The organism is Longivirga aurantiaca (genome assembly GCF_042660085.1).
Lineage (GTDB): Bacteria > Actinomycetota > Actinomycetes > S36-B12 > CAIYMF01 > Longivirga > Longivirga aurantiaca.
Window position 1 is genome coordinate 403,078 of sequence record NZ_JBHSTI010000002.1, and the last position, 20,731, is coordinate 423,808.

Annotated in this window: 18 protein-coding genes and 1 tRNA gene; 16 read left to right on the plus strand and 3 right to left on the minus strand. The window is 70.4% G+C overall.

Going from position 1 to position 20,731, the window contains the following annotated elements; translation table 11 throughout:
* Positions 1-215: 215 nt before the first annotated feature.
* The 4 genes from ACFQGU_RS02160 (at position 216) to ACFQGU_RS02175 (ending at position 4,536) form a co-directional block, all read left to right on the plus strand.
* Positions 216-1,670 carry a nicotinate phosphoribosyltransferase gene (locus ACFQGU_RS02160; protein WP_386763706.1) on the plus strand — a complete coding sequence of 485 codons (1,455 nt, stop codon included), beginning with the start codon at positions 216-218 and terminating at the stop codon, positions 1,668-1,670.
* A gap of 11 nt (positions 1,671-1,681) precedes the next feature.
* On the plus strand, positions 1,682-2,359 hold the full coding sequence (locus tag ACFQGU_RS02165; protein ID WP_386763707.1) for an HAD family hydrolase: 678 nt from the start codon (positions 1,682-1,684) through the stop codon (positions 2,357-2,359).
* 62 nt (positions 2,360-2,421) lie between these two features.
* A complete protein-coding gene (locus ACFQGU_RS02170) occupies positions 2,422-3,384 on the plus strand; it encodes a ribose-phosphate diphosphokinase (protein ID WP_386763948.1) in 963 nt (320 codons plus the stop codon).
* 210 nt (positions 3,385-3,594) lie between these two features.
* Positions 3,595-4,536 carry a nucleoside hydrolase gene (locus ACFQGU_RS02175; RefSeq protein ID WP_386763708.1) on the plus strand — a complete coding sequence of 314 codons (942 nt, stop codon included), beginning with the start codon at positions 3,595-3,597 and terminating at the stop codon, positions 4,534-4,536.
* A gap of 9 nt (positions 4,537-4,545) precedes the next feature.
* Here ACFQGU_RS02175 and ACFQGU_RS02180 read toward each other — a convergent pair whose 3' ends face one another.
* Positions 4,546-4,923, minus strand: coding sequence for a nuclear transport factor 2 family protein (locus ACFQGU_RS02180; RefSeq protein ID WP_386763709.1), 378 nt, complete (start codon positions 4,921-4,923; stop codon positions 4,546-4,548).
* Positions 4,924-5,111: 188 nt separating this feature from the next.
* On the opposite strand from ACFQGU_RS02180, the gene fgd reads away from it, so the two are divergent.
* From fgd to ACFQGU_RS02205, 5 genes are all read left to right on the plus strand, one after another.
* The gene (fgd, locus tag ACFQGU_RS02185) at positions 5,112-6,113 is read left to right on the plus strand and encodes a glucose-6-phosphate dehydrogenase (coenzyme-F420) (protein ID WP_386763710.1); all 1,002 of its coding nucleotides are present in this window, start codon (positions 5,112-5,114) and stop codon (positions 6,111-6,113) included.
* Entirely contained in the window at positions 6,110-7,597 is a 1,488-nt protein-coding gene (locus tag ACFQGU_RS02190) for a helix-turn-helix domain-containing protein (protein ID WP_386763711.1), read from the plus strand. The genes fgd and ACFQGU_RS02190 overlap by 4 nt, the downstream gene beginning before the upstream one ends.
* A 294-nt stretch (positions 7,598-7,891) precedes the next feature.
* The gene (locus ACFQGU_RS02195) at positions 7,892-9,292 is read left to right on the plus strand and encodes an ammonium transporter (RefSeq protein WP_386763712.1); all 1,401 of its coding nucleotides are present in this window, start codon (positions 7,892-7,894) and stop codon (positions 9,290-9,292) included.
* Between the two features lie 276 nt (positions 9,293-9,568).
* Positions 9,569-9,964, plus strand: a complete 396-nt coding sequence (locus ACFQGU_RS02200; protein WP_386763713.1) for a hypothetical protein — start codon at positions 9,569-9,571, stop codon at positions 9,962-9,964.
* The gene (locus ACFQGU_RS02205; RefSeq protein WP_386763714.1) at positions 9,964-10,362 is read left to right on the plus strand and encodes a hypothetical protein; all 399 of its coding nucleotides are present in this window, start codon (positions 9,964-9,966) and stop codon (positions 10,360-10,362) included. The genes ACFQGU_RS02200 and ACFQGU_RS02205 overlap by 1 nt, the downstream gene beginning before the upstream one ends.
* A gap of 10 nt (positions 10,363-10,372) precedes the next feature.
* Here ACFQGU_RS02205 and ACFQGU_RS02210 read toward each other — a convergent pair whose 3' ends face one another.
* A complete protein-coding gene (locus ACFQGU_RS02210; RefSeq protein WP_386763715.1) occupies positions 10,373-10,759 on the minus strand; it encodes a hypothetical protein in 387 nt (128 codons plus the stop codon).
* Between the two features lie 257 nt (positions 10,760-11,016).
* Between ACFQGU_RS02210 and ACFQGU_RS02215 the strand changes: the two genes are divergently transcribed.
* Positions 11,017-12,015, plus strand: coding sequence for a GGDEF domain-containing protein (locus tag ACFQGU_RS02215; protein WP_386763949.1), 999 nt, complete (start codon positions 11,017-11,019; stop codon positions 12,013-12,015).
* A gap of 98 nt (positions 12,016-12,113) precedes the next feature.
* Here ACFQGU_RS02215 and ACFQGU_RS02220 read toward each other — a convergent pair whose 3' ends face one another.
* The gene (locus tag ACFQGU_RS02220; RefSeq protein ID WP_386763716.1) at positions 12,114-14,627 is read right to left on the minus strand and encodes a DEAD/DEAH box helicase; all 2,514 of its coding nucleotides are present in this window, start codon (positions 14,625-14,627) and stop codon (positions 12,114-12,116) included.
* Between the two features lie 206 nt (positions 14,628-14,833).
* On the opposite strand from ACFQGU_RS02220, the gene ACFQGU_RS02225 reads away from it, so the two are divergent.
* From ACFQGU_RS02225 to ACFQGU_RS02250, 6 genes are all read left to right on the plus strand, one after another.
* Positions 14,834-15,103 (plus strand): hypothetical protein, encoded by a 270-nt coding sequence (locus ACFQGU_RS02225; RefSeq protein ID WP_386763717.1) that lies wholly within the window; start codon positions 14,834-14,836, stop codon positions 15,101-15,103.
* 81 nt (positions 15,104-15,184) lie between these two features.
* A complete protein-coding gene (locus tag ACFQGU_RS02230; RefSeq protein ID WP_386763718.1) occupies positions 15,185-15,817 on the plus strand; it encodes a cysteine hydrolase in 633 nt (210 codons plus the stop codon).
* Between the two features lie 291 nt (positions 15,818-16,108).
* Positions 16,109-18,943 (plus strand): cation-translocating P-type ATPase, encoded by a 2,835-nt coding sequence (locus tag ACFQGU_RS02235; RefSeq protein ID WP_386763719.1) that lies wholly within the window; start codon positions 16,109-16,111, stop codon positions 18,941-18,943.
* 203 nt (positions 18,944-19,146) lie between these two features.
* Positions 19,147-19,219, plus strand: a tRNA-Arg gene (locus ACFQGU_RS02240).
* Positions 19,220-19,386: 167 nt separating this feature from the next.
* Positions 19,387-20,373 (plus strand): serine hydrolase domain-containing protein, encoded by a 987-nt coding sequence (locus ACFQGU_RS02245; protein ID WP_386763720.1) that lies wholly within the window; start codon positions 19,387-19,389, stop codon positions 20,371-20,373.
* A 34-nt stretch (positions 20,374-20,407) separates the two neighbouring features.
* The gene (locus ACFQGU_RS02250; RefSeq protein ID WP_386763721.1) at positions 20,408-20,722 is read left to right on the plus strand and encodes an ankyrin repeat domain-containing protein; all 315 of its coding nucleotides are present in this window, start codon (positions 20,408-20,410) and stop codon (positions 20,720-20,722) included.
* The last annotated feature ends 9 nt before the right edge of the window (positions 20,723-20,731 follow it).

Sequence of the window (20,731 nt, forward strand, 5' to 3'; positions counted from 1 at the left end):
ATCCGACGAGCGCTCGCGTGCTCGGACGCGCCGCGGTGTCGGCGGCATCGCCCCAATTTACCCAAACGTAGCGCGCAGGGTCTTGACGCGTCGACTAGAACCGTTAATAGTTGCCCCAGTGCTTCAGGGCCACTGCTGCTCTAACCCCCTTCGCTGTAGGCGATTCCGCACTCTGAGTCGAAATAGAAACGACTCAACAAGGAGGTGCCCTCCCCATGGGCCGGAGTTCTGCGTTCGACAACATCATCATCAACACGGACAACTACAAGCACTGTCACTACTCGCTGTACCCGCCGGGCACCGAGTACGTGTCGAGCTACATCGAGTCCCGGGGTGGAGAGTTCCCGTCGACGATGTTCGTCGGCCTGCAGGCCTTCATCCGCGAGTACTTGATGCACCCGATCACCCTCGAGGACATCGACGAGGCGGAGTTCATCGTCCGCGAGCAGGGTATGCACTTCAACCGTGACAACTGGATGGGCATCCTCAACGACCACGGCGGCTTCCTGCCCGTCGAGATCGAGGCGGTGCCCGAGGGCACGGTCCTGCCGCCCCGCAACGTTCTCGTGCAGCTCATCAACACCGACCCCAAGTACTTCTGGGTGACGAGCTTCTTCGAGACCGCCCTGCTCCGTGCGGTGTGGTACCCGACGACCATCGGCTCGATCTCGTGGCTGTCCAAGCAGGTCATTCGCGAGGCCCTGGACAAGACGTCGGACAACCCGCAGCTGCTGCGCTACATGCTCCACGACTACGGCGCACGTGGAGTGAGCTCGCAGCAGTCGGCGTCGCTGGGCGGTCTCGCCCACCTGGTGAACTTCGACCAGAGCGACACCGTCCCCGGCATCCTCGCCGCGAAGAAGTACTACAACGCGCAGAAGGTCTCGAACTCCGGTCCCAACTCCGAGCACGCAGGATTCTGCGCCTGGGGTCAGGAGCACGAGGCCGCGGCCATGAAGAACATGCTCGAGACGTACAAGGACAACGGCGTCGTCCTTCTGCTCACCGACACCTATGACCACGAGCACGCGGTCAAGCACATCATCGGCGGCGAGCTCAAGGAGATGGTGGAGAACTTCCCCGGGCTCGTGGGCATCCGTCCCGACTCGGGCGACGTCGTCCAGGTCACGTCGGACACCACCGAGTGGCTGATGGACATCTTCGGCTACACCACGAACAGCAAGGGCTACAAGGTCCTCCCGAACTTCGTGCGCGTCGTGCAGGGTGACGGTGTCACCTTCTACTCGCTGCCCGAGGTCTACATGGAGATGGAGCGCCGCGGCCTCTCGACCGAGAACGCCGTGTTCGGCATGGGTGGGGGCCTGCTCCAGCACCACAACCGTGACACGATGAACTTCGGCCAGAAGGCGAGCTCCGTCCGGATCAACGGCGAGTGGCGGGACATCGCCAAGTCGCCCACGGGGTCGGAGTTCAAGGTCTCGAAGAAGGGGCGTCTGGCTCTGGTCCACAAGGACGGCGAGTGCGCCACCGTCCTGCGCGACAGCGTCGCGCCGGAGGAGAACCTGCTCAAGCCGGTGTTCCGCAACGGGCAGCTGCTCAAGAAGTGGGACTTCACCGAGCTCATCGAGCGGAGCGAGCAGCCCGTGCCGGAGTCGTACTACCTGGACATCGTCGCGAAGATGCGCGAATCGTTCAACCGGGCGAAGTGAGCAGCTAGCGGATGACTGACGACGGAACCGGCCAGCAGGCGCGCGCGCTCCACGTCTTCGACATGGACGGCACCCTGCTGGCCGGCTCCGCGTGCTTGGATCTCTCAGCCCGTGCCGGCTACCTCTCCTCGGTGGAGGAGATGGAGGACGCGTGGGGCCGCGGCGAGATCGGTCACGTGGAGTTCTACGACCTGCTGATCCCGCTGTGGTCCGAGCTCACTCACGAGGATGTCGACGAGACCTTCGCCAAGGCGGGGTGGATCGAGGGTCTTCGCGAGGTGCTCGCGGACATCCGCAGCCGTGGTGAGCGCAGCGCCGTCGTCTCCCTGTCGCCGCACTTCTTCGTGCGGCGGCTGCAGGCATGGGGCCTCGACTACGCCTACGGCGCCGGAGTCGAGATCGGGGAACCGGTTCTCCCAGAACGGGTGTACGTCCCCGAGACCAAGGTGACCGTCGTGGCCGACCTCCTCGCAGAGCTGCGGCTCGGCGCGGACCGGTGCGTCGTGTACGGGGACTCGTCCTCCGATGTTCCGCTCTTCCAGCGGTTCCCCAACAGCATCGCCGTCAATGCGAGCAGCTCCTTGCTGCCCTTCGCGCACGTCACCTACGAAGGCCCGGACCTCGCGAGCGCGTACGCCCTCGGGCGTTCGCTGCTGGGGGACGAGGCCGAGGAGCCCCCCCAGCCATGAGCCCGACCAGCAGCGCCACGCTGCTCCCACCCGGCCACCGGATCCCCGTCGCGCACCGCGACATGAAGATCTTCGGAGGGCGGTCGAACCCCCGGCTGGCGGAGGAGATCGGGGTCCGTCTCGGTGTCGGTCTCAGCCCCGTGACGCTGCGCTCGTTCTCCGGCGGGGAGGTCTACTGCCGATACGAGGAGTCGATCCGCGGCTCGGACGTCTTCCTCATCCAGTCGCTGAGCGCGAACGCCGAGTCGGGCATCGGGACGAACGATGCTCTGGCAGAGCTGCTCGTGATGATCGATGCAGCGAAGGGTGCCAGCGCGCACAGGGTGACCGCGGTCGTCCCATGGTTCGGCTACTCGCGCCAGGACAAGAAGAGCGCAGCCCGCGAACCGATCAGCGCCCGCCTGATGGCGCGGATCCTGGAAGCCTCAGGCGCCGACCGCGTGCTGACGATGGATCTGCACGCACCACAGATCCAGGGGATGTTCCAGATCCCGGTGGATCACATGACTGCCTCGTTGGCGCTCAGCGACCACATCCTGCAGCTGCAGCTCCAGGACGACCTCGTGGTGGTCGCCCCGGATGCTGGTCGCGGCAAGCATGCACGGGCGTTCGCGACCATGGTGGGTGCAGGCTTCGCCATCCTGGACAAGCAGCGGCCGGCCCAGCAGCAGGCCGAGATCGGTTACGTCATCGGAGACGTCGAAGGCAAGACCGCGATCGTGGTCGACGACATCATCGACACTGCCGGCACCATCCGGGCGGCGGCAGACGCGGTGCTCGGTGCGGGGGCCAACCGCGTCCATGTGGTTGCCACGCACGGGGTCTTCAGCGGCAAGGCGTACGAGAACATCGCCTCGTCGGGCGTCGAGCGGTTCTTCGTGACCGACACGATCGCCGCACCGCCCGGCGTTCCGCCGAACGTCGAGATCATCTCGTGCGCCGACGTGCTCGCCGAGTCGATGGTGCAGATCTTCACGTGCGGATCGGTGAGCGCGGTCTTCCGAGGCCACAACCATGTCTACTGACCCGGCGGATGCAGCTCGCCACGTAGGTCGCAGCAGCCACCCTCCCCTCGTGGCCGTCCGTCCGGCCATGCCCGGCCTGGGACTGGCCCTCCTGGCCGTGCGTGGTGCCGCCACTGCGTCGCCAGCGCGGGCCCGACTGTTCCCAGCCATGGCTCTGGGGCTGCGCCGTCGTCGCGCCGTCCGACCGGGGTGACCCCCGCGATGAGGCTCGTGATCGACACCGACACGGCGAGCGACGACGCCGTCGCGCTGATGCTCGCGTCAGCGGCAGACGTGACTATCGAGGCGGTCACGATCGTCGCCGGCAACGTCCCCGTGGAGCTCGGCAGCAGGAACGCCCTGTCCGCTCTCGAGTTCTGGGGCGTCGACGTCCCGGTCTACGTCGGTGAGACGCGACCGCTCGCCCGCCCGCTCCAGACTGCCCAGCACGTTCACGGTCCTGACGGGATGGGCGACTCGCAGCTCCCCGCTCCTCGGCGGGTGCCGCGTGACCCGGACGCGGTCGACGTCCTCGTCGACATCCCCACCCGTGACCCCGGCGCCGTCACCCTCGTGACGCTCGGTCCCTTCACGAACCTCGCCAGAGCCCTCGAGCGCGACCCGGCATGTCTAGGGAAGTACCGGGCCATCTACTGCATGGCCGGCACCCTCGGCCGGGGCAACATCACGCAGCAGGCGGAGTACAACCTCTGGTGCGACCCTGAGGCCGCCGCCCTCGTGCTGGATTCCGGGATCCCGTTGACCTTCATCGGCTGTGACGCCGCGCGGGACTTCACCGGACTCTCGAGCGACCGGCTCGATCGTTGGCATTCGCTGGCGTCACCGCGCGCCGACTTCGCCATCGCCGTCACGCGCGGGGCGGTGCGCTGGTACAGCGACCGCGGCCTGCGCGGCAGCGCCGACCTCCCCGATCCCCTCGCGATGGCGGTGGCGCTGGATCCAGCCATCGTGACACGGTCGGAGACCGTCCATGCGAGCGTCGCACTCGACGACAGCCTGCGCGGGAAGCTGGTGATCCATCCGGACTCCGCGCCGGTTCGCAGGTCAGTGACGATGGTGACCGAGGTGGACGCAGACGCGTTCTGGTCGAGGGTCGACTCCATGGTCGCGGGCCACGATGAGCCCTCCGCCTCCGGCGGCGCTACCCGCTGAGGTGATCGATCAGGGGGCGTCGCCCAGCACCTTGCGGTAGGTGTCCTTGACCGCGATGCGGTCTCCTTCGAACTCGAACACGTCGACGGCTCTCGTGATGACGGGACGGCCGTCCGGGGCCGAGTCGCGCGCGGTCCACCGGACGACGCCGAAGCTGTCGCCGGTGGTGATCTCCAGCTGCTCGGTGGTGCCTGCCGGAGGGTTCGCGGGGTCGAGCAGTCTGGCGTAGGCCCCGCGCACGGCCGCAGCGCCGGTGAACGTCGTCCCGGGCTCGGGGCCGATCGAGGAGCGGAAGACGCAGGTCTCGGTCATGAGCTCCATGAGCGCGTCCACGTCGCGCCTGGCCCAGGCGTCGATGAACTGCTCGAGGACCCTGTGCTCGTCCACCGTACCTCCGAGAGTAATCGTTTCGTGCTTTCCTGCCCGACTAGGCCGCTACGGCTTGAAAGACAGCGTGAATCGACTCTAGCATAGAGGTCGAAACGATTACGGTATTCGTATCCGGCCCTCGGTCCCGTCGCGACGACGGGGCGCGGGCAGGCGGCGACCGTCCACGAGACCTCGAGGAGCACCGCATGACGATCCGCATCGGGTACAAGGCCTCTGCCGAGCAGTTCGACCCGAGGGAGCTGCTCCAGGTCTCCGTGGTGGCGGAGGAGTCGGGCTTCGACGTGGTGGGGGTGTCGGACCACTTCCAGCCGTGGCGGCACAACGGCGGTCACTCGCCGGCGGTGATCCCGTGGCTCGGCGCGATGACCCAGGCGACGAGTCGCGTCGCCCTCGGCACGAGCGTGATGACGCCGATGCTCCGGTACCACCCCTCGATCGTCGCCCAGTCGTTCGCGACGTTGAACTCGCTCGCACCGGGTCGCATCTTCCTCGGGATCGGGACGGGCGAGGCGATGAACGAGGTGCCGGCGACGGGTGCGGAGTTCCCGGCGCCCAAGGAGAGGCGGCTGCGCATGGCCGAGGCGGTCGAGCTCATGCGGCGGTTGTGGTCGGAGGAGCGGGTGGACTTCGAAGGCGAGTACTACCGCACGGAGAAGGCCACGGTGTACGACCGGCCGGAGACGCCGATCCCGGTGTTCTTCGCGGCATCCGGACCGCTGGCAGCCAAGCTCGCCGGTCGGACGGGTGACGGCTTCATCTGCACGAGCGGCAAGGCCCCCGAGCTGTACGAGACGTTGCTGGAGAACGTCGCTGCCGGTGCGACCGAGGCTGGGCGCGACGTCAGCGACATCCGGCGGATGATCGAGGTCAAGGTCTCGTACGACCATGATCTGGACTACGCATACGAAGCGTGCGGGTTCTGGGCTGCGCTCTCGCTCTCGAGCGAGCAGAAGACGGGCATCGAGGATCCGCTGGAGATGGAGCGGGTCGCGGACGCCAACATCGCCAACGCGCACACCCGCTTCATCGTGTCGAACGATCCCGAAGAGGTGGCGGCTCGCATCAAGCCGTACCTCGACCTGGGGTTCCAGGACCTCGTCATCCATGCGCCGGGGCACGACCAGCGTCGGTTCCTGAAGCAGTTCAGCGCCGACGTGCTGCCTCTGCTGCGGGGTGCGGGGAGTTGACTCCGACGCCGCCTGCGGATGGCGTCCTCGGCCGGGAGCCGGTCGACGTCCTCCGTGCCTGGCGCCTCGGTCGCGGCTGGGCTCCGCACGACGCCGCTCGCAGTCTCGGCGCGAGCACCGCGGAGTACCTCGCGTGGGAGTCGGGGACGGAGGAGATCCCCGATGCCGCGCGGCTCCTGCTGGGCCGTCGCCTCGGCGTACCGGCGTCCGCCGCACTGCCGACCGCCGCGCGCCGGTGGCGCGTCGATGCCGCGGCAGAGGACGGATGCGCCAGCCTGGCGTCGTTGCTCGCCTCATGGCGCGCGAACGAGGGGCTCACCCAGAGTGCCGCAGCGGGTCTGCTGGGGGTGTCCTCCGGCGCGGTGGGCCGCTGGGAGCGTGGGACGGTTCCCTCCCCCCAGGTCCTGGCCCGGCTGGCGGCGCTGTGGTCGGTGGACCGGGCGGTGCTGCGCGCAGCTGCCGGCCCCGATCCGATTCGCCGTGCGTCCAGCACCGAGAGCAGCGACGCCACCCCGCTGGTGCTGGCCCGCCTCGACCGGGGCATCAGCCAGGCAGAGCTGGCGCGACGGCTCTCGATCGGCCAGGCGACGCTGTCCCGATGGGAGAGCGGCGAACGCACACCGCATCGTCTTGACGTGCTGCGGATCGCGCAGGCGCTCGGCATGCCTCCGCAGACGGCGGTCTCACTGTTCGAGGCCTACCGCCCGCACCGCCGGCAGTTCGCCGGCAGGCTGCCGGGCTTGGCGCTGCTCCTGGCCGCTCGTGGTGTCGACGAGCAGGCTGCGGCCTGCGTTCTGGGAGTGAGCGATGCGGCCTTGCGGGACTGGGTGCGGGGTGCTCGTCCAGTCCCGGTGGTTGTCATCGACGGCCTGAGCGCTCTCGTCGGCCAGGACCTGTGGCCGAATCTCCCGGAGCTGCGCCGACCGCTTCGCACCGCCCCGGCACCGCCTGTCTCGGCGCTGGCGGCGAGGCGGCAGCAGCTCGGGATCACCCAACGTCAGCTGGGCCGTCACCTGGGAGCCAGCCAGACCACCATCTCCGCGTGGGAGGCGGGGGCACGTCCGGGCAGGTCCTGGCATGCACCCCTCGCGCGGGCCCTGCGATGGGACGTCGAGAGCCTCTGCTCGGCTCTGGGTGTCAAGGAGCCGACGCGGCCCGACGTGACGAGGTGCGGGCCCGGGGATCTCCCCGCGGTCCTACGGGATCTGCGCGAGTCGTCAGGCCTGTCGCGCGCCCAGCTCGGCCGATGCGTCGGGGTCGATCCGCGCACCGTCGGCAAGTGGGAGTCCGGCGCTGGCCGACCCTCGGCCCGGAGCCTGCTCCGGCTGGCTGCGCTGTTCGGAGTGCCGAGCCAGCACCTGGCACGGCTGCGCGGGGGTGGCGGCGAGGCCTGGCGCGCAGACGCCGATCGCCGGACGGCGGTGCGTGCCCGCCCAGACTCGGTGGGCGCGCGGATCACGGCGCTCGCGGCTCGGGCCGGCTAGGACGTCGGCTTCGCGGTCGCGGGCCCCGGCGTCGCGGAGCGCGTGCGGCCCTCCCGCCGACCTGCTGGTTCATGAGGGTGCGCTGGAACGCCCGCACGTTCTAGTCCCGCGTGTGGTTTCTCGCAAGCTTGTTACGTTTCTACTATCAGTACGACAGCATTTCCTCTTGAAAATGCTGAAGGTATTGACGTACTGGACCTGTTCATCATAATCGGTTCCACTCGCTGCACCGCACATCGGAAGGCAGCGCTCGGCGTCCGGACGAAGATCCGGGCCAGACCGCGAGGAGCCCCTATGGAAGCCCCGTTCTTCCCGGACCAGGTGACTGATCACCTGTTCCTGCTCGACTTCTTCTACGGAGTCGCCACCGTGTGCCTGATCCTCATCGTGGGAGCGGTGGGCCTGATCGACGGGGGGCTGGTCCGCCGCAAGAACACCCTCGACAACTGGGTGCAGAAGATCGTCGTGGCCCTAATCGGCGCCGGGTGCATGTGGCTCATCGGCTATGCGATCTGGCAGGTGCAGTTCTACGAAGCGTTCGGGGTCCCGAACCCGATCTCCTCGGCCATCAAGGACTGGTGGGCGCTCGGGACGAACGCCCAGACGTTCTCCCAGCAGCTCGACCCCGCCGTGGCGCCTGAGGCCGACGTCTTCCAGATCTTCATGGCCTTCTTCATGGCCTATGCCGCAGTCGGGGCCGTGCTGATCCACTCCGCGGGCCTCGAGCGCGTCAAGGCTGCGCCGATGTACGTGATGGGGGCCATCGCCGGCGGTCTGGTGATCCCCATCGCGCTCTACTTCACGTGGGGGTCGCTGAGCCCGTTGACGAACAACGGACTCCACGACTACATCGGGGTCTACTCCCTGTACATCGTCGTCGGGGTGTGGGCGCTGATCCTGGCCTGGCGGGCCGGTCCCCGGCTCGGAGCCTTCGCACCTCACGACAGGACGATGGGTCCGATCCCGCACAACTTCGGGTTCTCCGGGCTCGGCATCGCGCTGCTCATGTTCGCTGCGCCGTTCGCCTTCCTCGGCTGCGGCTACTGGATCGGTGATCTTGGCTACTTCGGCATCTCGATGACCACCAGCGGGTTCGGCATCGCCATGCTCAACGTCTTCGTGAGCTACATCGGCGGCGGGCTCGCGGGTGCGCTGATCGCGTACCGCACCAAGAACCCGCTCTTCGCGCTGATCGGTGTGGCCGCCGGCTACATCAGCGCCGGCGCGTGCCTCGACATCGCCAAGCCGTGGCAGACCTTCGTGGTGTCGTTCGTCGGGACGTTCGTCGTCTTCGGCACCTACAAGCTGCTCCACCGGTTGCGCATCGACGACAAGAAGATCGTGCCGCTGGCCCTCGGGGGCGGCATCTTCGGCGCGCTCGCCGCGGGCGTGGTCGGGGCCGGCATGAAGACTGGCGGATTCTTCGGGCTCGAGGGCGAGTACGTCTTTCAGGGCGCGACGATCAGCCTCGGGATGCAGGCGCTGGGCGTCGTCCTCACGGTGGCGTTCGCCGCCGTTACGGGCCTCATCGTGATCGTCGGCCTCGAGAAGACGATCGGCCTCCGGGTGGAGGAGCACGAGGAGCTCAAGGGTCTCGACGACCACTACTGGGAGACTCCTACGTCGCCGTACCACGACGAGCCGGTCGAGGTCGTCGACGCACGGGGATCGCGGCCCACCGCCGAGACCGACTAGCTCGGACGGCGTCGCGGCAAGAAACGCCGCACCAAGGGAGGGCGGCCGGTCGTGGACCGGCGGCCCTCCTTTGTCGTCAGGCCCCTGCTCGCAGCCGCGTCCGACCCGGCCGATCCGCGTCGAGCGGAACACCGCGGTGGAGGCGTATCGCTGCTCTCCCCAGCAAGGCGGCGTACGGGAGCGAGTGGGTGCTACTCAGGCCCTTGTGCGCCGGCTGCGATGAAGTCGTCCCAGGCACGCGGCGACCGCCACGTCACGGACGGAGGAAGTGCAGTCATGGGTCTGTTCCAGCAGATGAAGGATCTCAAGGGATTCGTCGCCGCAGCGCCGGAGATGATCGCGGAGGCGCAGCCGCTGCAGGCCGCTGCCCAGCGGTACGGCGCCGTCACGGCCGGTAGCGCACCGGTGATGGGGATGCCGACCGCCGCGGCGATCGACCCCGCCGACCTCCGCCTGGTGCCGATCGAGGGCGTCAGCATTGATATGTACGCGCGGATCGCGAAGGTGGCCGCGGCCGGCGTCGACCGTGCCTCCCTCGTCGGGTACGCCGCCGGCCTCGGCATCCGCGAGCAGGCGTGGGACTCGGCGTCGTTCCAGTGGAACGAGCGCATGCGCGGCGACATGCCGCTCGCCGTGCACTTCGGCAACCTCTACCGGTCGGTGTCGGTCTGATGGGCTTCCTCAACGACCTGCTCACCCTCAACCGGCAGGCGAACGAGATCCGCGCCCAGCACGACCCTGTGGCGAAGGCGCAGGCGCAGTCTGGGCGCGGGTCGATGCGGGCCGCGCGCGTCGCGATGCAGTCCGCCACAGCCGTTGCGACCGACGCGTCGGCGAGGTCCGGGTGCGCGACGGTGCTCCGCGTCGTCGACACCTGCCTGCGCGTCGGGCGCCACCCGGTCGCGGAGATCGACCTGCTCGTCGACGTCGACGGGCGCCTGCCGTTCCCGGCACGGGTCCGCACGGGCGTCCCCCTCGGCGGCGCCGGCCAGGCAGAGCTGGGCGCGCTGGTCGCCGTACGCGTCGTGGGCGAGTCGGTGGCCGTGCTCTGGGGCGTGCCCGCCCGCTGAGCCCGGAGCGTCAGGCGGACTTGGCCTCGACGTAGGCGCGCAGCGCGGGGGAGAGGGACGAGCCGTCGAGGCCGAGACCGGCCTGGCGCGGCTGACGGTTGAGGGTGCGCTTCACCTCGTCCTGGTGCTCGGACGGAACCTGCCCGCCTGGGTTGGCGACGAGCGCGTCGGCGCATGCTGCGGACAGCTCGCTCCACCACTGATCGAACGGGTGGCCGTGCAGGGCGATGAACGCGGCGAGGTCGTCGTCGGACCAGTGGTCGACGAGGTAGGTCTTGTTCCGCAGGCGGCGTACGTCGTCCCAGTCGTCGATGACCACAGGTGCGCGGCGCTCGTCGACGGTGGCGAGGAATCGCCCGTCGGCGTCGCGCGCGATCTCGAGCATGCGTTCGGACATGCCCTCGACTGTACGCGCCGCCCGGCTGCGCAGGAGCCGGCGAACGACCCGGCCACGCGCGGACGAGGGCCGGCGCCGGTGACGCAGGGTGCCGAGCCATGAGCCTTCGGCGACGCCGCTCGCCCGCGGCCCTTCCTCGAGGTAGTTCGGTCGGACACGCCGGTGCGGACCGGTCGGACGATCGGCAGGGGCCCGTGCGACGTGCCATGGTGGAATCCGGGGTCGGCGCACGGGGTGGGGCGGAGGTGGGTTCCGTGATGGTGGAGCGCGGCCTGCTGCTGCGTCGCCCGGGCGCGGTGCTCGGTGCCGTGCTGATGCTCATCGCGGTCGACTCGCTCATCTGGTCGATCGCGGGTCCCCCTGGCGCGCCGGTCGTCTTCGACCGCGTGGTCGCCGGAGTCCTGGCAGCGTTGGGCGTCGTGTGCCTGGCCTTCCCGCCGGGCGGACGGCGCGCGGTGCTCGAGACGTCGACGGCTGTCGCCGCGGCGCTGCTCACGGTCGCGATGGCCACGCGTGCCACGCCCGAGGGCGTGGTCGCCGTCGGGGTCGTGCTGCTGATGCTCCTCGCTGTCGCCGCGACGTTCGTGCCCACGCGCAGGCTCGCCGTGGGGATCGTCGCGGGCCTCGCCGGTCTCGTGCTCGGCGTCGCCCTGAACGACGTCACCGTGGGCGCGCTCTACGTGTGGGTCATGGGGACGGCCATCGTGGTGGTGCCGCTCGTCGTGTCTGCCCTGATGGCCGAGCTGCGTGCTCTCGTCGACGTCGCGGCCGAGGCCGCTGTGCACGACCCGCTGACCGGCGCGCTCAACCGCCGCGGCCTGGTCGCCGAGGCCGACGCGGTCCACTCCGTCACCGTCCGGGTGGGGACCCCGACCGCCGTCGTGGCGATCGACCTCGACGGGTTCAAGGCGGTCAACGACTCGCGCGGCCACGCGGCCGGCGACGAGCTGCTCGTGGCTCTCGTCGATGCGTGGACGGCGCAGCTGCGGGCCGGCGACGTCTTCGGCCGGTCAGGTGGCGACGAGTTCCTGGTCGTGCTGCCCAACACCGATGCGCGCGCTGCGGAGTCGGCTGTCGAGCGCCTGCGCGAGGCGCACCCGTTCCCCTGGTCGTCCGGAATCGTCGACTGGGACCCCGACGAGGACCTCGACGCCGCGATGGCGCGCGCCGACGTGCTGCTCTACGACGAGAAGGCACGCCGGGCGTCGACCATCGACCTGCGGGGCGCAACGGAGCGGACGTCTCAGGGCGAGTGACCCGCACAGGGACCCGTCTCACCCACCGAAGTGCCAGAAACCACAAGGGTTTTCTGGCACTTCGGTATGTGAGGCGACCTCGGTCAGGCGCGTGTCGGTCAGAGCTGGCCGACGTCGGTGAGGGTGAGGACGGCCTCGCCCGCCTCGTCCGACGCCGCGAGGTCGACATCGGCGGAGAAGCCCCAGTCGTGGTCGCCGGCAGGGTCGTCGAGGATCTGCCGCACGAGCCAGTGCCCGGGCTGCTCCTCCACGATGAGCCGCTGCGGGCCGCGGGCGTCCGGGCCGGTGCCGATGTCGGTGTGCTCCTCGAAGTACGGCTCGAGCGCCTCGCGCCAGGCGTCGGCGTCCCATCCGTCGGCGGCGTCGAGGTCGCCGAGCGCCCACCAGTCGCGACGCGCTGCCAGCTCGACCCTGCGGAACATCGCGTTGCGCACGAGCACGCGGAAGGCGCGCGTGTTGGCGGTGACACGCGGCGGCCCGGCCGGCGTCGGCGCGATGCCGGCGCCGTCGTCGTCCGTGCCCGAGCGCAGCTGCTCCCACTCGTCGAGCAGGCTGGAGTCGACCTGGCGCACGAGCTCGCCGAGCCACTCGACGATGTCGTCGAGCTCCTCGGTGCGGGCGGCGTCGGGCACCGTGCGCTTCAGCGTGCGGTACGCGTCGGCGAGGTAGCGCAGCACGAGGCCCTCGGACCTCGTGAGCTGGTAGTAGCCGACGTACTCCACGAAGTTCATCGCGCGCTCGAACATGTCGCGCACGACCGACTTCGGCCGCAGCTCGTAGTCGGCGACCCACGGGTGGCCGCGCTTGTAGATCTCGTACGCCGCGTCGAGCAGCTCGGCGAGCGGCTTCGGGTGCGTGACGTCTGACAGCAGCTCCATCCGCTCCTCGTACTCGATGCCCTCGGCCTTCATCGCCGCGACGGCCTCGCCGCGCGCCTTGTTGATCTGGGCGTAGATCACCTGGCGCGGGTTGTCGAGCACCGACTCGATCACCGAGACGACGTCGAGCGCGTACGTCGGAGCCTCCTTGTCCAGCAGCTCGAGCGCCCCGAGCGCCATGGGCGACAGCGGCTGGTTGAGGGCGAAGTTGTCGGGCAGGTCGATGGTGAGGCGGATCGTGCGGCCGTCCTCGTCGGGCTCGTCGAGCCGCTCGATCACGCCGCCCGCGAGCAACGCTCGGTAGATCGCGATCGCGCGGCGCACGTGCTGGCGCTTGGTGCGCTCGTCGTCGTGGTTCTCGAGCAGGAGCTTGCGCATCGCCTCGACGGGGTCGCCCGGGCGCGCGATCACGTTGAGCAGGGTCGAGTGCGTGACGCTGAACTGCGAGGTGAGCGTCTCGGGCTCGGAGCCGACGAGCCGGTCGTACGTCGGCTCGCCCCACGACACGAAGCCCTCGGCCGGCTTCTTGCGCACGACCTGCCGGCGCTTGCGCGGATCGTCGCCGGCCTTGGCGAGCGCCTTCTCGTTCGCGATCACGTGCTCGGGCGCCTGGACGACGACGCCGCCCGCCTCGTCGAACCCGGCACGTCCGGCACGGCCTGCGATCTGGTGGAACTCGCGCACCTTGAGGTGCCGCTGGCGCACGCCGTCGTACTTGCTGAGGCCCGTGAAGACCACCGTGCGGATCGGCACGTTGATACCGACGCCGAGGGTGTCGGTGCCGCAGATGATCTTCAGCAGACCCGCCTGGGCGAGGGTCTCCACGAGGCGGCGGTACTTCGGCAGCATGCCCGCGTGGTGAACGCCGATGCCGTGGCGGACGAGGCGCGACAGCGTGCGGCCGAAGCCCGCGGTGAAGCGGAAATCGCCGATGAGCTCGGCGATCCTGTCCTTCTCCTCGCGGGTGCAGACGTTGATGCTCATGAGCGCCTGCGCGCGCTCGAGCGCGGAGTCCTGCGTGAAGTGGACGACGTAGATCGGGGCCTGGCCGCCCGCGAGCAGCTCCTCGATCGTCTCTTGCAGCGGCGTCAGGACGTAGGAGTAGTAGAGAGGCACCGGCCGCTCGCCCGAGCTCACGAGCGCGGTCGGCCGGCCGGTGCGCGCGGTGAGGTCCTGGGTGAAGAACGAGACGTCGCCGAGGGTCGCCGACAGCAGCAGGAACTGCGCCTGCGGCAGCTCGAGCAGCGGCACCTGCCACGCCCAGCCGCGATCGGGCTCGGCGTAGAAGTGGAACTCGTCCATGATCACGAGACCGACGTCGGCGTTCCGGCCCTGCCGCAGGGCCATGTTGGCCAGCACCTCGGCGGTGCAGCAGATGATCGGCGCCTCCGGGTTCACGCTCGCGTCGCCGGTGAGCATGCCGACGTTCTCCGCGCCGAACGTGTCGCAGAGCGCGAAGAACTTCTCCGACACCAGCGCCTTGATCGGCGCGGTGTAGAAGCTGCGGCGCCCGCCTGCGAGCGCGATGAAGTGCGCCGCGGTCGCGACGAGGCTCTTCCCGCTGCCGGTGGGCGTCGCGAGGATGACGTTGGCACCGGTGACGAGCTCGAGGACGGCGTCCTGCTGCGCGGGGTACATCGCGATGCCCTGCGCCTCGGTCCAGGTGCTGAACGCGGCGTACAGCGAGTCCTCGTCCGGAGGCTCGGGCATCAGCTCGGCGAGGGTGGGCGTCATGGGCTGCCCATGCTGCCCGTTCCACGCGCGGAGGGGAAACGAGCACGCGTCCGAGGGCGATGCACGCAGGTCGGCCTGTCTGCCCCGTCACGCTTCTGGACCCGGGCCCGTCGACGTCGCCGAGCGGGGGAGAAGGATCGAGGCAGCGGGGCTCCCACCGGCCCGACCGGGTCGCCGCCTCGCGAGGACACGGAGGATCCACCCTCATGCGCACCGACGTCGTGACGCTCTTCCCCGCCGAGTTCGCCGTCGGCGACAGCGTCTTCGACCTGACGTCCCACCAGTGGCACGAGATCACCGGTATCGGCAGCGGCGACGGTCGGGTGCTGCTCGCGACCGACGACGGCTTGTCCCTCGCGGTTCCGGCATCCGAGCGGCTGCACGCCCGCCTGGCCGTCGAGCACCACGACGTCGCGCTCGAGCATCTGCGCCCGGCCACCGGGGCCGATCAGGTCGCCGAGCAGTTCTGGGACTGAACGGCCGGCGCGAACCCTCCCGCTCGCGCGCCCGCGCTGCCACACTCCAGCAGCCGGACCCGTGACCACCTGGAGGAACCGATGGACCCGCACAAGACCGCAGTCGTGCTCGTGGAGTACCAGAACGACTTCGCCAGCGAGGGCGGCGCCCTGCACGGCGCCGTCAAGGACTCGATGGAGTCGACGGGCATGATCGGCCACACCCAGGACGCCGTGGCCGCCGCCCGGGCCGCGGGGGTCACGATCATCCACGCCCCCATCCAGTTCGCCGAGGGCTACGGCGAGATCACCCGGAACCCGTACGGGATCCTCAAGGGGGTCGTCGACACGAACGCCTTCGTCAAGGGCAGCTGGGGGGCGGACTTCGTCGGCGAGGTCTCGCCCCAGCCGGGCGACATCGTGCTGGAGGGCAAGCGCGGGCTCGACGCGTTCGCCAGCACCAACCTCGACTTCATCCTGCGCAGCAAGGGGATCGAGACGGTGGCGCTCAGCGGGTTCCTGACGAACTGCTGCGTCGAGTCGACCATGCGGTCGGCGTACGAGAAGGGGTTCGAGGTCATCACCCTCACCGACTGCGTCGGGGCCACGAGCGCCGAGGAGCACACGAACGCCATCACCTACGACTACCCCATGTTCTCCAAGCCGATGACCGCCGATGAGTTCGCCGAGACCCTCGGCGGTGCGTCGGCCGCCGACACGTCCCGCGCCTACTGACGCCCGCGGGGCTCCCCGCTCGACGGCCCGTGCTCCGCTCGTCGGGGTCACGGGCCGTCCGCGTCTGACCGGTCCGGGCGCGGGTCGCCAGGACATAGGGACGGCGGAGGTCGAGGGATGGCGGCAGGACGACGGCAACGTCCGGCAGCCCCGTCCCGCGACGTCGCCCAGGGCCACGGTGACCGGGTCGCCCTGCGGTTCCCGTGCGCTCCGGCCGTGCATCGCGGGAGCGGACGGCGGATCCTGGGAGCAGGCGCCGCGACGTCTGTGCCGGCCGCCGGGGGTGCAGCGATGGCGGAGAACGGTGAGGCCGAGGCTCGGGAGCGGGCAGAGCTCGCACCTGAGCAGGCTCGCGAGCTGAGCGCCGCCCTGGGCCACCTCGCGCCGACCGAGCCGCTCGCCCTGCTGTTCCGTGACCTGCGCTCCAGCCGGCGCGGGCTCTCCGAGCGGGAGGCCGCGCGACGCCTCGCGACGTACGGGCCCAATGAGCTGCGGCGCGCCGCCAGGCGCAGCCCCTGGCGCGACCTGCTCGACCAGCTCATCCATCCGCTCGCGCTGCTGCTGTGGGTGGCCGCCGCCCTCGCGTGGGCGATCCGCACCCCGGTGCTCGCGATCGCCGTCGTCCTCGTCATCTGGCTCAACGCCGGGTTCGCCTTCGTCCAGGAGCGGCAGGGCGAGCGCGCGGTCGAGGCGCTGTCGGCGTACCTCCCGCAGAAGGCGGTGGTGCGTCGCGACGGGCGTCGGCGCGAGATTCCGGCGCGCGAGCTGGTGCCCGGCGACGTGATCGAGCTGACCGAGGGCGACCGCGTCTGCGCCGACGCACGACTGGTCGAGGGCGCGCTCGAGGTGGACATGTCCACCATCAACGGCGAGTCGCTGCCTGCCTACCGCACGGCGGCTGCACCCGACAGCGGCGTGCCGCTGATGGAGGCCGCGTCGCTCGTGTTCAGCGGGACGTCGTGCACGGGCGGCGACGCCGTAGCGCTGGTGAGCCGCACCGGCATGCACACCGAGCTCGGCCGTATCGCTGCACTGACCCAGCGCGTGGTGCGCGAGCCGAGCCCGCTCGAGACCCAGGTCCGCAAGGTGGCGTGGCTCATCGCGCTGGTCAGCGTCGGCGTCGGCCTGGCGTTCATCCCGATCGGCGCGCTGATGGCGGGGCTCTCGCTTGCCGACTCGGCCTCGTTCGCGATCGGCCTCATCGTCGCGAACGTCCCCGAGGGGCTGCTCCCCACGATCACGCTCGCGCTCGCCGTGGCCGTCCGCGAGCTGGCGCGCAAGGGGGCGCTCGTCAAGCGGCTCTCCGCGGTCGAGACCCTCGGCGCCACGAGCGTCATCTGCACCGACAAGACCGGCACCTTGACCGAGAACCGCATGCACGCGGTGCTCGTGTGGACCACGTCCGGCGAGCAGTGGCTCGGCGGCGCCCCCATGGCCGACGCCGAGTTCGCGCCGCTGCGCCGGCTCGCCGAGGTGCTCGCGTCCTGCAACACCGCCGAGCTCGCGCCGGACGATCCGGCGCGACCCGACGCAGGTCCGGCCGGCACGGGCGACCCCACCGAGGTCGCGCTCCTCGCCGCTGCCCGCGTGATCGGCGCCGACGTCGACCCGCGGCCGCGCGAGGCCGCCCGGCGGGCGATGTTCCACTTCGACCCCGGCCGCAGGCTCATGACCACCGTCGACGACGTCGGCTCCCGCACCGTCGTGCACACCAAGGGAGCGCCGGAGGAGGTGCTCGCGCGCAGCGCCGCGCTGCTCGACGACCACGGCACCGAGGTGCCGCTCGACGATGCGCGGCGCGAGCTCGTCCTGGCGGCGACCCAGCGGTACGCGGCACGCGGTCTGCGCCTCATCGCCGCCGGCTACCGCGAGCTCGACGGCGGCGACGTGCCGCAGGAGCGGGACGACGCCGAGCGGGGCCTGGTGCTCACCGGCTTCGTCGCGCTGCTCGACCCTGCGCGCCCCGAGGTGCGGACCGCCGTGGATCGCTGCCACACCGCGGGGATCCGCGTCATCGTGCTCACCGGAGACCACCGGCTCACCGCGGGCGAGGTGGCACGCGAGGTGGGCATCGGCGGCCCGGACCTCCTCCCCGTGAACGCCTCCGAGCTCGACGCCCTCACCGACGACGAGTTCGACGCCCTCCTCGCCGGCGGCCGCGAGATGGTCATCGCTCGCTCGTCGCCGGAGATGAAGATGCGCGTGGCCGAGTCGCTGCAGTCGGGCGGTCACGTCGTCGCGATGACGGGCGACGGCGTCAACGACGCGCCCGCGCTGCGTCGTGCGGACATCGGCGTCGCCATGGGCCGGAGCGGGACCGACGTGGCCCGCGAGGCGGCCACGATGGTGCTCACCGACGACAACTTCAACACGATCGCGCAGGCGGTCGAGTCGGGCCGTCGCGTCTACGACAACGTCCGCAAGTTCGTGCTCTACATCTTCGCCCACGCCACTCCGGAGGTCGTGCCCTTCCTGGTGTTCGCGCTGTCGGGCGGGCGCGTGCCGCTGCCGATCACGGTGCTGCAGATCCTCTGCATCGACATCGGCACCGAGACGCTGCCGGCCCTGGCTCTCGGCCGGGAGCAGGCCGAGCCGGGCCTCATGCACCAGCCGCCGCGGCCCAGCGGCGAGAAGCTCATCCGTGGCGCGCTGCTGCTGCGCGGGTGGCTGCTCCTGGGTGGGGTGAGCGCCGTCCTCGTCACTGGCGCCTTCTTCTGGACCTTGCTCGCCGGCGGCTGGAGCCCGGGCGCCGACGTCAGCGTCGGAGCGCCTCTGCACGACGTCTACCTCCAGGCCACGACGATGACCTTCCTCGGGATCGTCGCCTGCCAGGTGGGCACGGCCTTCGCCGCGCGCACCGACCGCGCCTCGCTGTGGTCGATCGGGGTGCTGTCCAACCGCCTGCTGCTCTGGGGCATCGCCTTCGAGCTCGCGTTCGCCGCGCTCGTCGTGCTGGTCCCGGGCGTGAGCGACGTCCTCGGCATGGCCGCACCCCCCGTCGAGCAGGTGGCTGTGCTCCCGCTGTTCGCGGTGGTCGTGTGGGGCGTGGACGAGGTGGTGCGCTGGGTGCGCCGAACGCTCGACACGCGCCGGGAGGGCGCGGCGGTGGGGAGCGCGGGCGGATGAGCGCAGCGAACCGCCCCGGGATGGGTGGAGGCTCGGTTCTCCCGGCTGGAGGGCGGTCCTGCGCCGGCATGGCCGTGTCAGGCGACGTGAAACGCGACGATGACCAGCGTGCAGCCTCACTGCTGTGAGGCCCTAAACTACGTACCTACCCAGCAAAGTTCCTGGTCAGAGCCCTGCGGGGTTGTCTCCAGGGTCTTGCCTACGCCCTCGTAGCTCAGGGGATAGAGCATCGGTTTCCTAAACCGTGTGTCGCAGGTTCGAATCCTGCCGGGGGCACCGACTTCCACTCGGCCGAAGGCCGCCGTCTGGAGGTGCCCCCTCCTCTGATTCGGGAGGAGCTCGACGCTGCCCCGCGCCGAAGGCGCCCGCCCGGCCCCGCGGCGACGGATCCTGCCGGGGCAGTGAGAGATGGTCACGACCTCACGGCCGCTTAGGGTCGGCCCATGGCTCAGGTACGGCTCTTCGGCGACGAGGTCCTCGCCCAGGGCCTGCGCGACCTGCTGCGCTCCACGCACCCTGTCGCGGCCGTCGCCGTCGTCACGCCGGCCGGTACGACGGTCGCGTCGTACGGAGCACCGCTCGAGTCGGAGTTCGAGATCGGGTCGCTGTCCAAGGCCATCACCGGCCTGCTCTACTCCGACGCCCTCGAGCGGGGGATCGTGCAGCCGACCACGCTGCTCGGCGACGTCCTGCCGCTGCCCGACTGCGACGCTGCGCGCGTCACGCTCGGGTCGCTGGCGACCCACGCGAGCGGCCTGCCCCGCCTGCCGAAGGGCTCGCAGACGATCACCAAGACGCTCGAGCTGTGGACCCGGGGCACCAACCCGTACGGCGAGACCCTCGGGCAGCTGCTCGAGCAGGCGCAGCGCACCCCGGTCGGCCAGGTCGGACGGCACTCCTACTCCAACCTCGGCTTCGAGCTGCTCGGCCATGCCGTGGCCGCAGCAGGAGGTACGACGTACCCCGAGCTCCTGCGCGACCGGCTCACCGCGCCGCTCGGCCTGGCTGGCACGTACGTCACCGAGACGGTGGACGACCTGCGGGTGAACGCGATCCGTGGCCGAACGCGCAGCGGACGTGCCCGCGACTCCTGGGTCGGTGAGGCGCTCGCCCCGGCTGGCGCGATCCGTTCCACCGCGGGCGATCTCACCGCGCTCACCGAGGCTCTGCTCAACCGGTCAGCACCGGGCCTCGAAGCGCTCGACCCGGTCGAGCAGTTCGCCGGCCCGGCCGTGCGCATCGGCGCCGCCTGGATGATCCTCAGCCGCAAGGGCCGCGACATCACCTGGCACAACGGCCAGACCGGGGGCTTCGCCTCGTGGTGGGGCCTCGACCGCGCGGCGGGCACCGGCGTGGTGATCCTCTCCGGCACGTCGGCGAGCGTCGACCGCCACGGGTTCGAGCTGCTCGAGGCGGTCACGCCCACGTGACAGCGCCGTCACCGGCACTGGGTACGGTCAGTGCATGACAGGCCCGGACGACATCATCACGATCGCGCTGCGCGTCTTCGAGACCGCGCGCGAAGGCCGCACCGCCGAGCTGGTGAAGTACCTCGACGCCGGCGTGCCGGTCGACTTCACGAGCCCGAACGGCGACACCCTGCTCATCGTCGCGTCGCACCAGGGCCACCTCGACACCGTGCAGGTGCTCCTCGACCGCGGCGCCGACCACTCCCGGGTCAACAAGCTGGGCGACACCGCGCTCGACAGTGCCCTGATGCAGAACCACGACGAGGTCGCGCGCGCCCTCCTCAAGGCAGGCGCGGTCCTCGAGCCGTAGCCGGGCTCG

What these genes read in the sequence shown, in the direction of transcription:
- ACFQGU_RS02160 (WP_386763706.1), top strand. Translation starts at nt 216, where the DNA reads ATGGGCCGGAGTTCTGCGTTCGACAACATCATCATCAACACGGACAAC.
- ACFQGU_RS02165 (WP_386763707.1), top strand. Translation starts at nt 1,682, where the DNA reads ATGACTGACGACGGAACCGGCCAGCAGGCGCGCGCGCTCCACGTCTTC.
- ACFQGU_RS02170 (WP_386763948.1), top strand. Translation starts at nt 2,422, where the DNA reads ATGAAGATCTTCGGAGGGCGGTCGAACCCCCGGCTGGCGGAGGAGATC.
- fgd (WP_386763710.1), top strand. Translation starts at nt 5,112, where the DNA reads ATGACGATCCGCATCGGGTACAAGGCCTCTGCCGAGCAGTTCGACCCG.
- ACFQGU_RS02195 (WP_386763712.1), top strand. Translation starts at nt 7,892, where the DNA reads ATGGAAGCCCCGTTCTTCCCGGACCAGGTGACTGATCACCTGTTCCTG.
- ACFQGU_RS02200 (WP_386763713.1), top strand. Translation starts at nt 9,569, where the DNA reads ATGGGTCTGTTCCAGCAGATGAAGGATCTCAAGGGATTCGTCGCCGCA.
- ACFQGU_RS02205 (WP_386763714.1), top strand. Translation starts at nt 9,964, where the DNA reads ATGGGCTTCCTCAACGACCTGCTCACCCTCAACCGGCAGGCGAACGAG.
- ACFQGU_RS02210 (WP_386763715.1), bottom strand. Translation starts at nt 10,759, where the DNA reads ATGTCCGAACGCATGCTCGAGATCGCGCGCGACGCCGACGGGCGATTC.
- ACFQGU_RS02215 (WP_386763949.1), top strand. Translation starts at nt 11,017, where the DNA reads ATGGTGGAGCGCGGCCTGCTGCTGCGTCGCCCGGGCGCGGTGCTCGGT.
- ACFQGU_RS02220 (WP_386763716.1), bottom strand. Translation starts at nt 14,627, where the DNA reads ATGACGCCCACCCTCGCCGAGCTGATGCCCGAGCCTCCGGACGAGGAC.
- ACFQGU_RS02225 (WP_386763717.1), top strand. Translation starts at nt 14,834, where the DNA reads ATGCGCACCGACGTCGTGACGCTCTTCCCCGCCGAGTTCGCCGTCGGC.
- ACFQGU_RS02230 (WP_386763718.1), top strand. Translation starts at nt 15,185, where the DNA reads ATGGACCCGCACAAGACCGCAGTCGTGCTCGTGGAGTACCAGAACGAC.
- ACFQGU_RS02235 (WP_386763719.1), top strand. Translation starts at nt 16,109, where the DNA reads ATGGCGGAGAACGGTGAGGCCGAGGCTCGGGAGCGGGCAGAGCTCGCA.
- ACFQGU_RS02245 (WP_386763720.1), top strand. Translation starts at nt 19,387, where the DNA reads ATGGCTCAGGTACGGCTCTTCGGCGACGAGGTCCTCGCCCAGGGCCTG.
- ACFQGU_RS02250 (WP_386763721.1), top strand. Translation starts at nt 20,408, where the DNA reads ATGACAGGCCCGGACGACATCATCACGATCGCGCTGCGCGTCTTCGAG.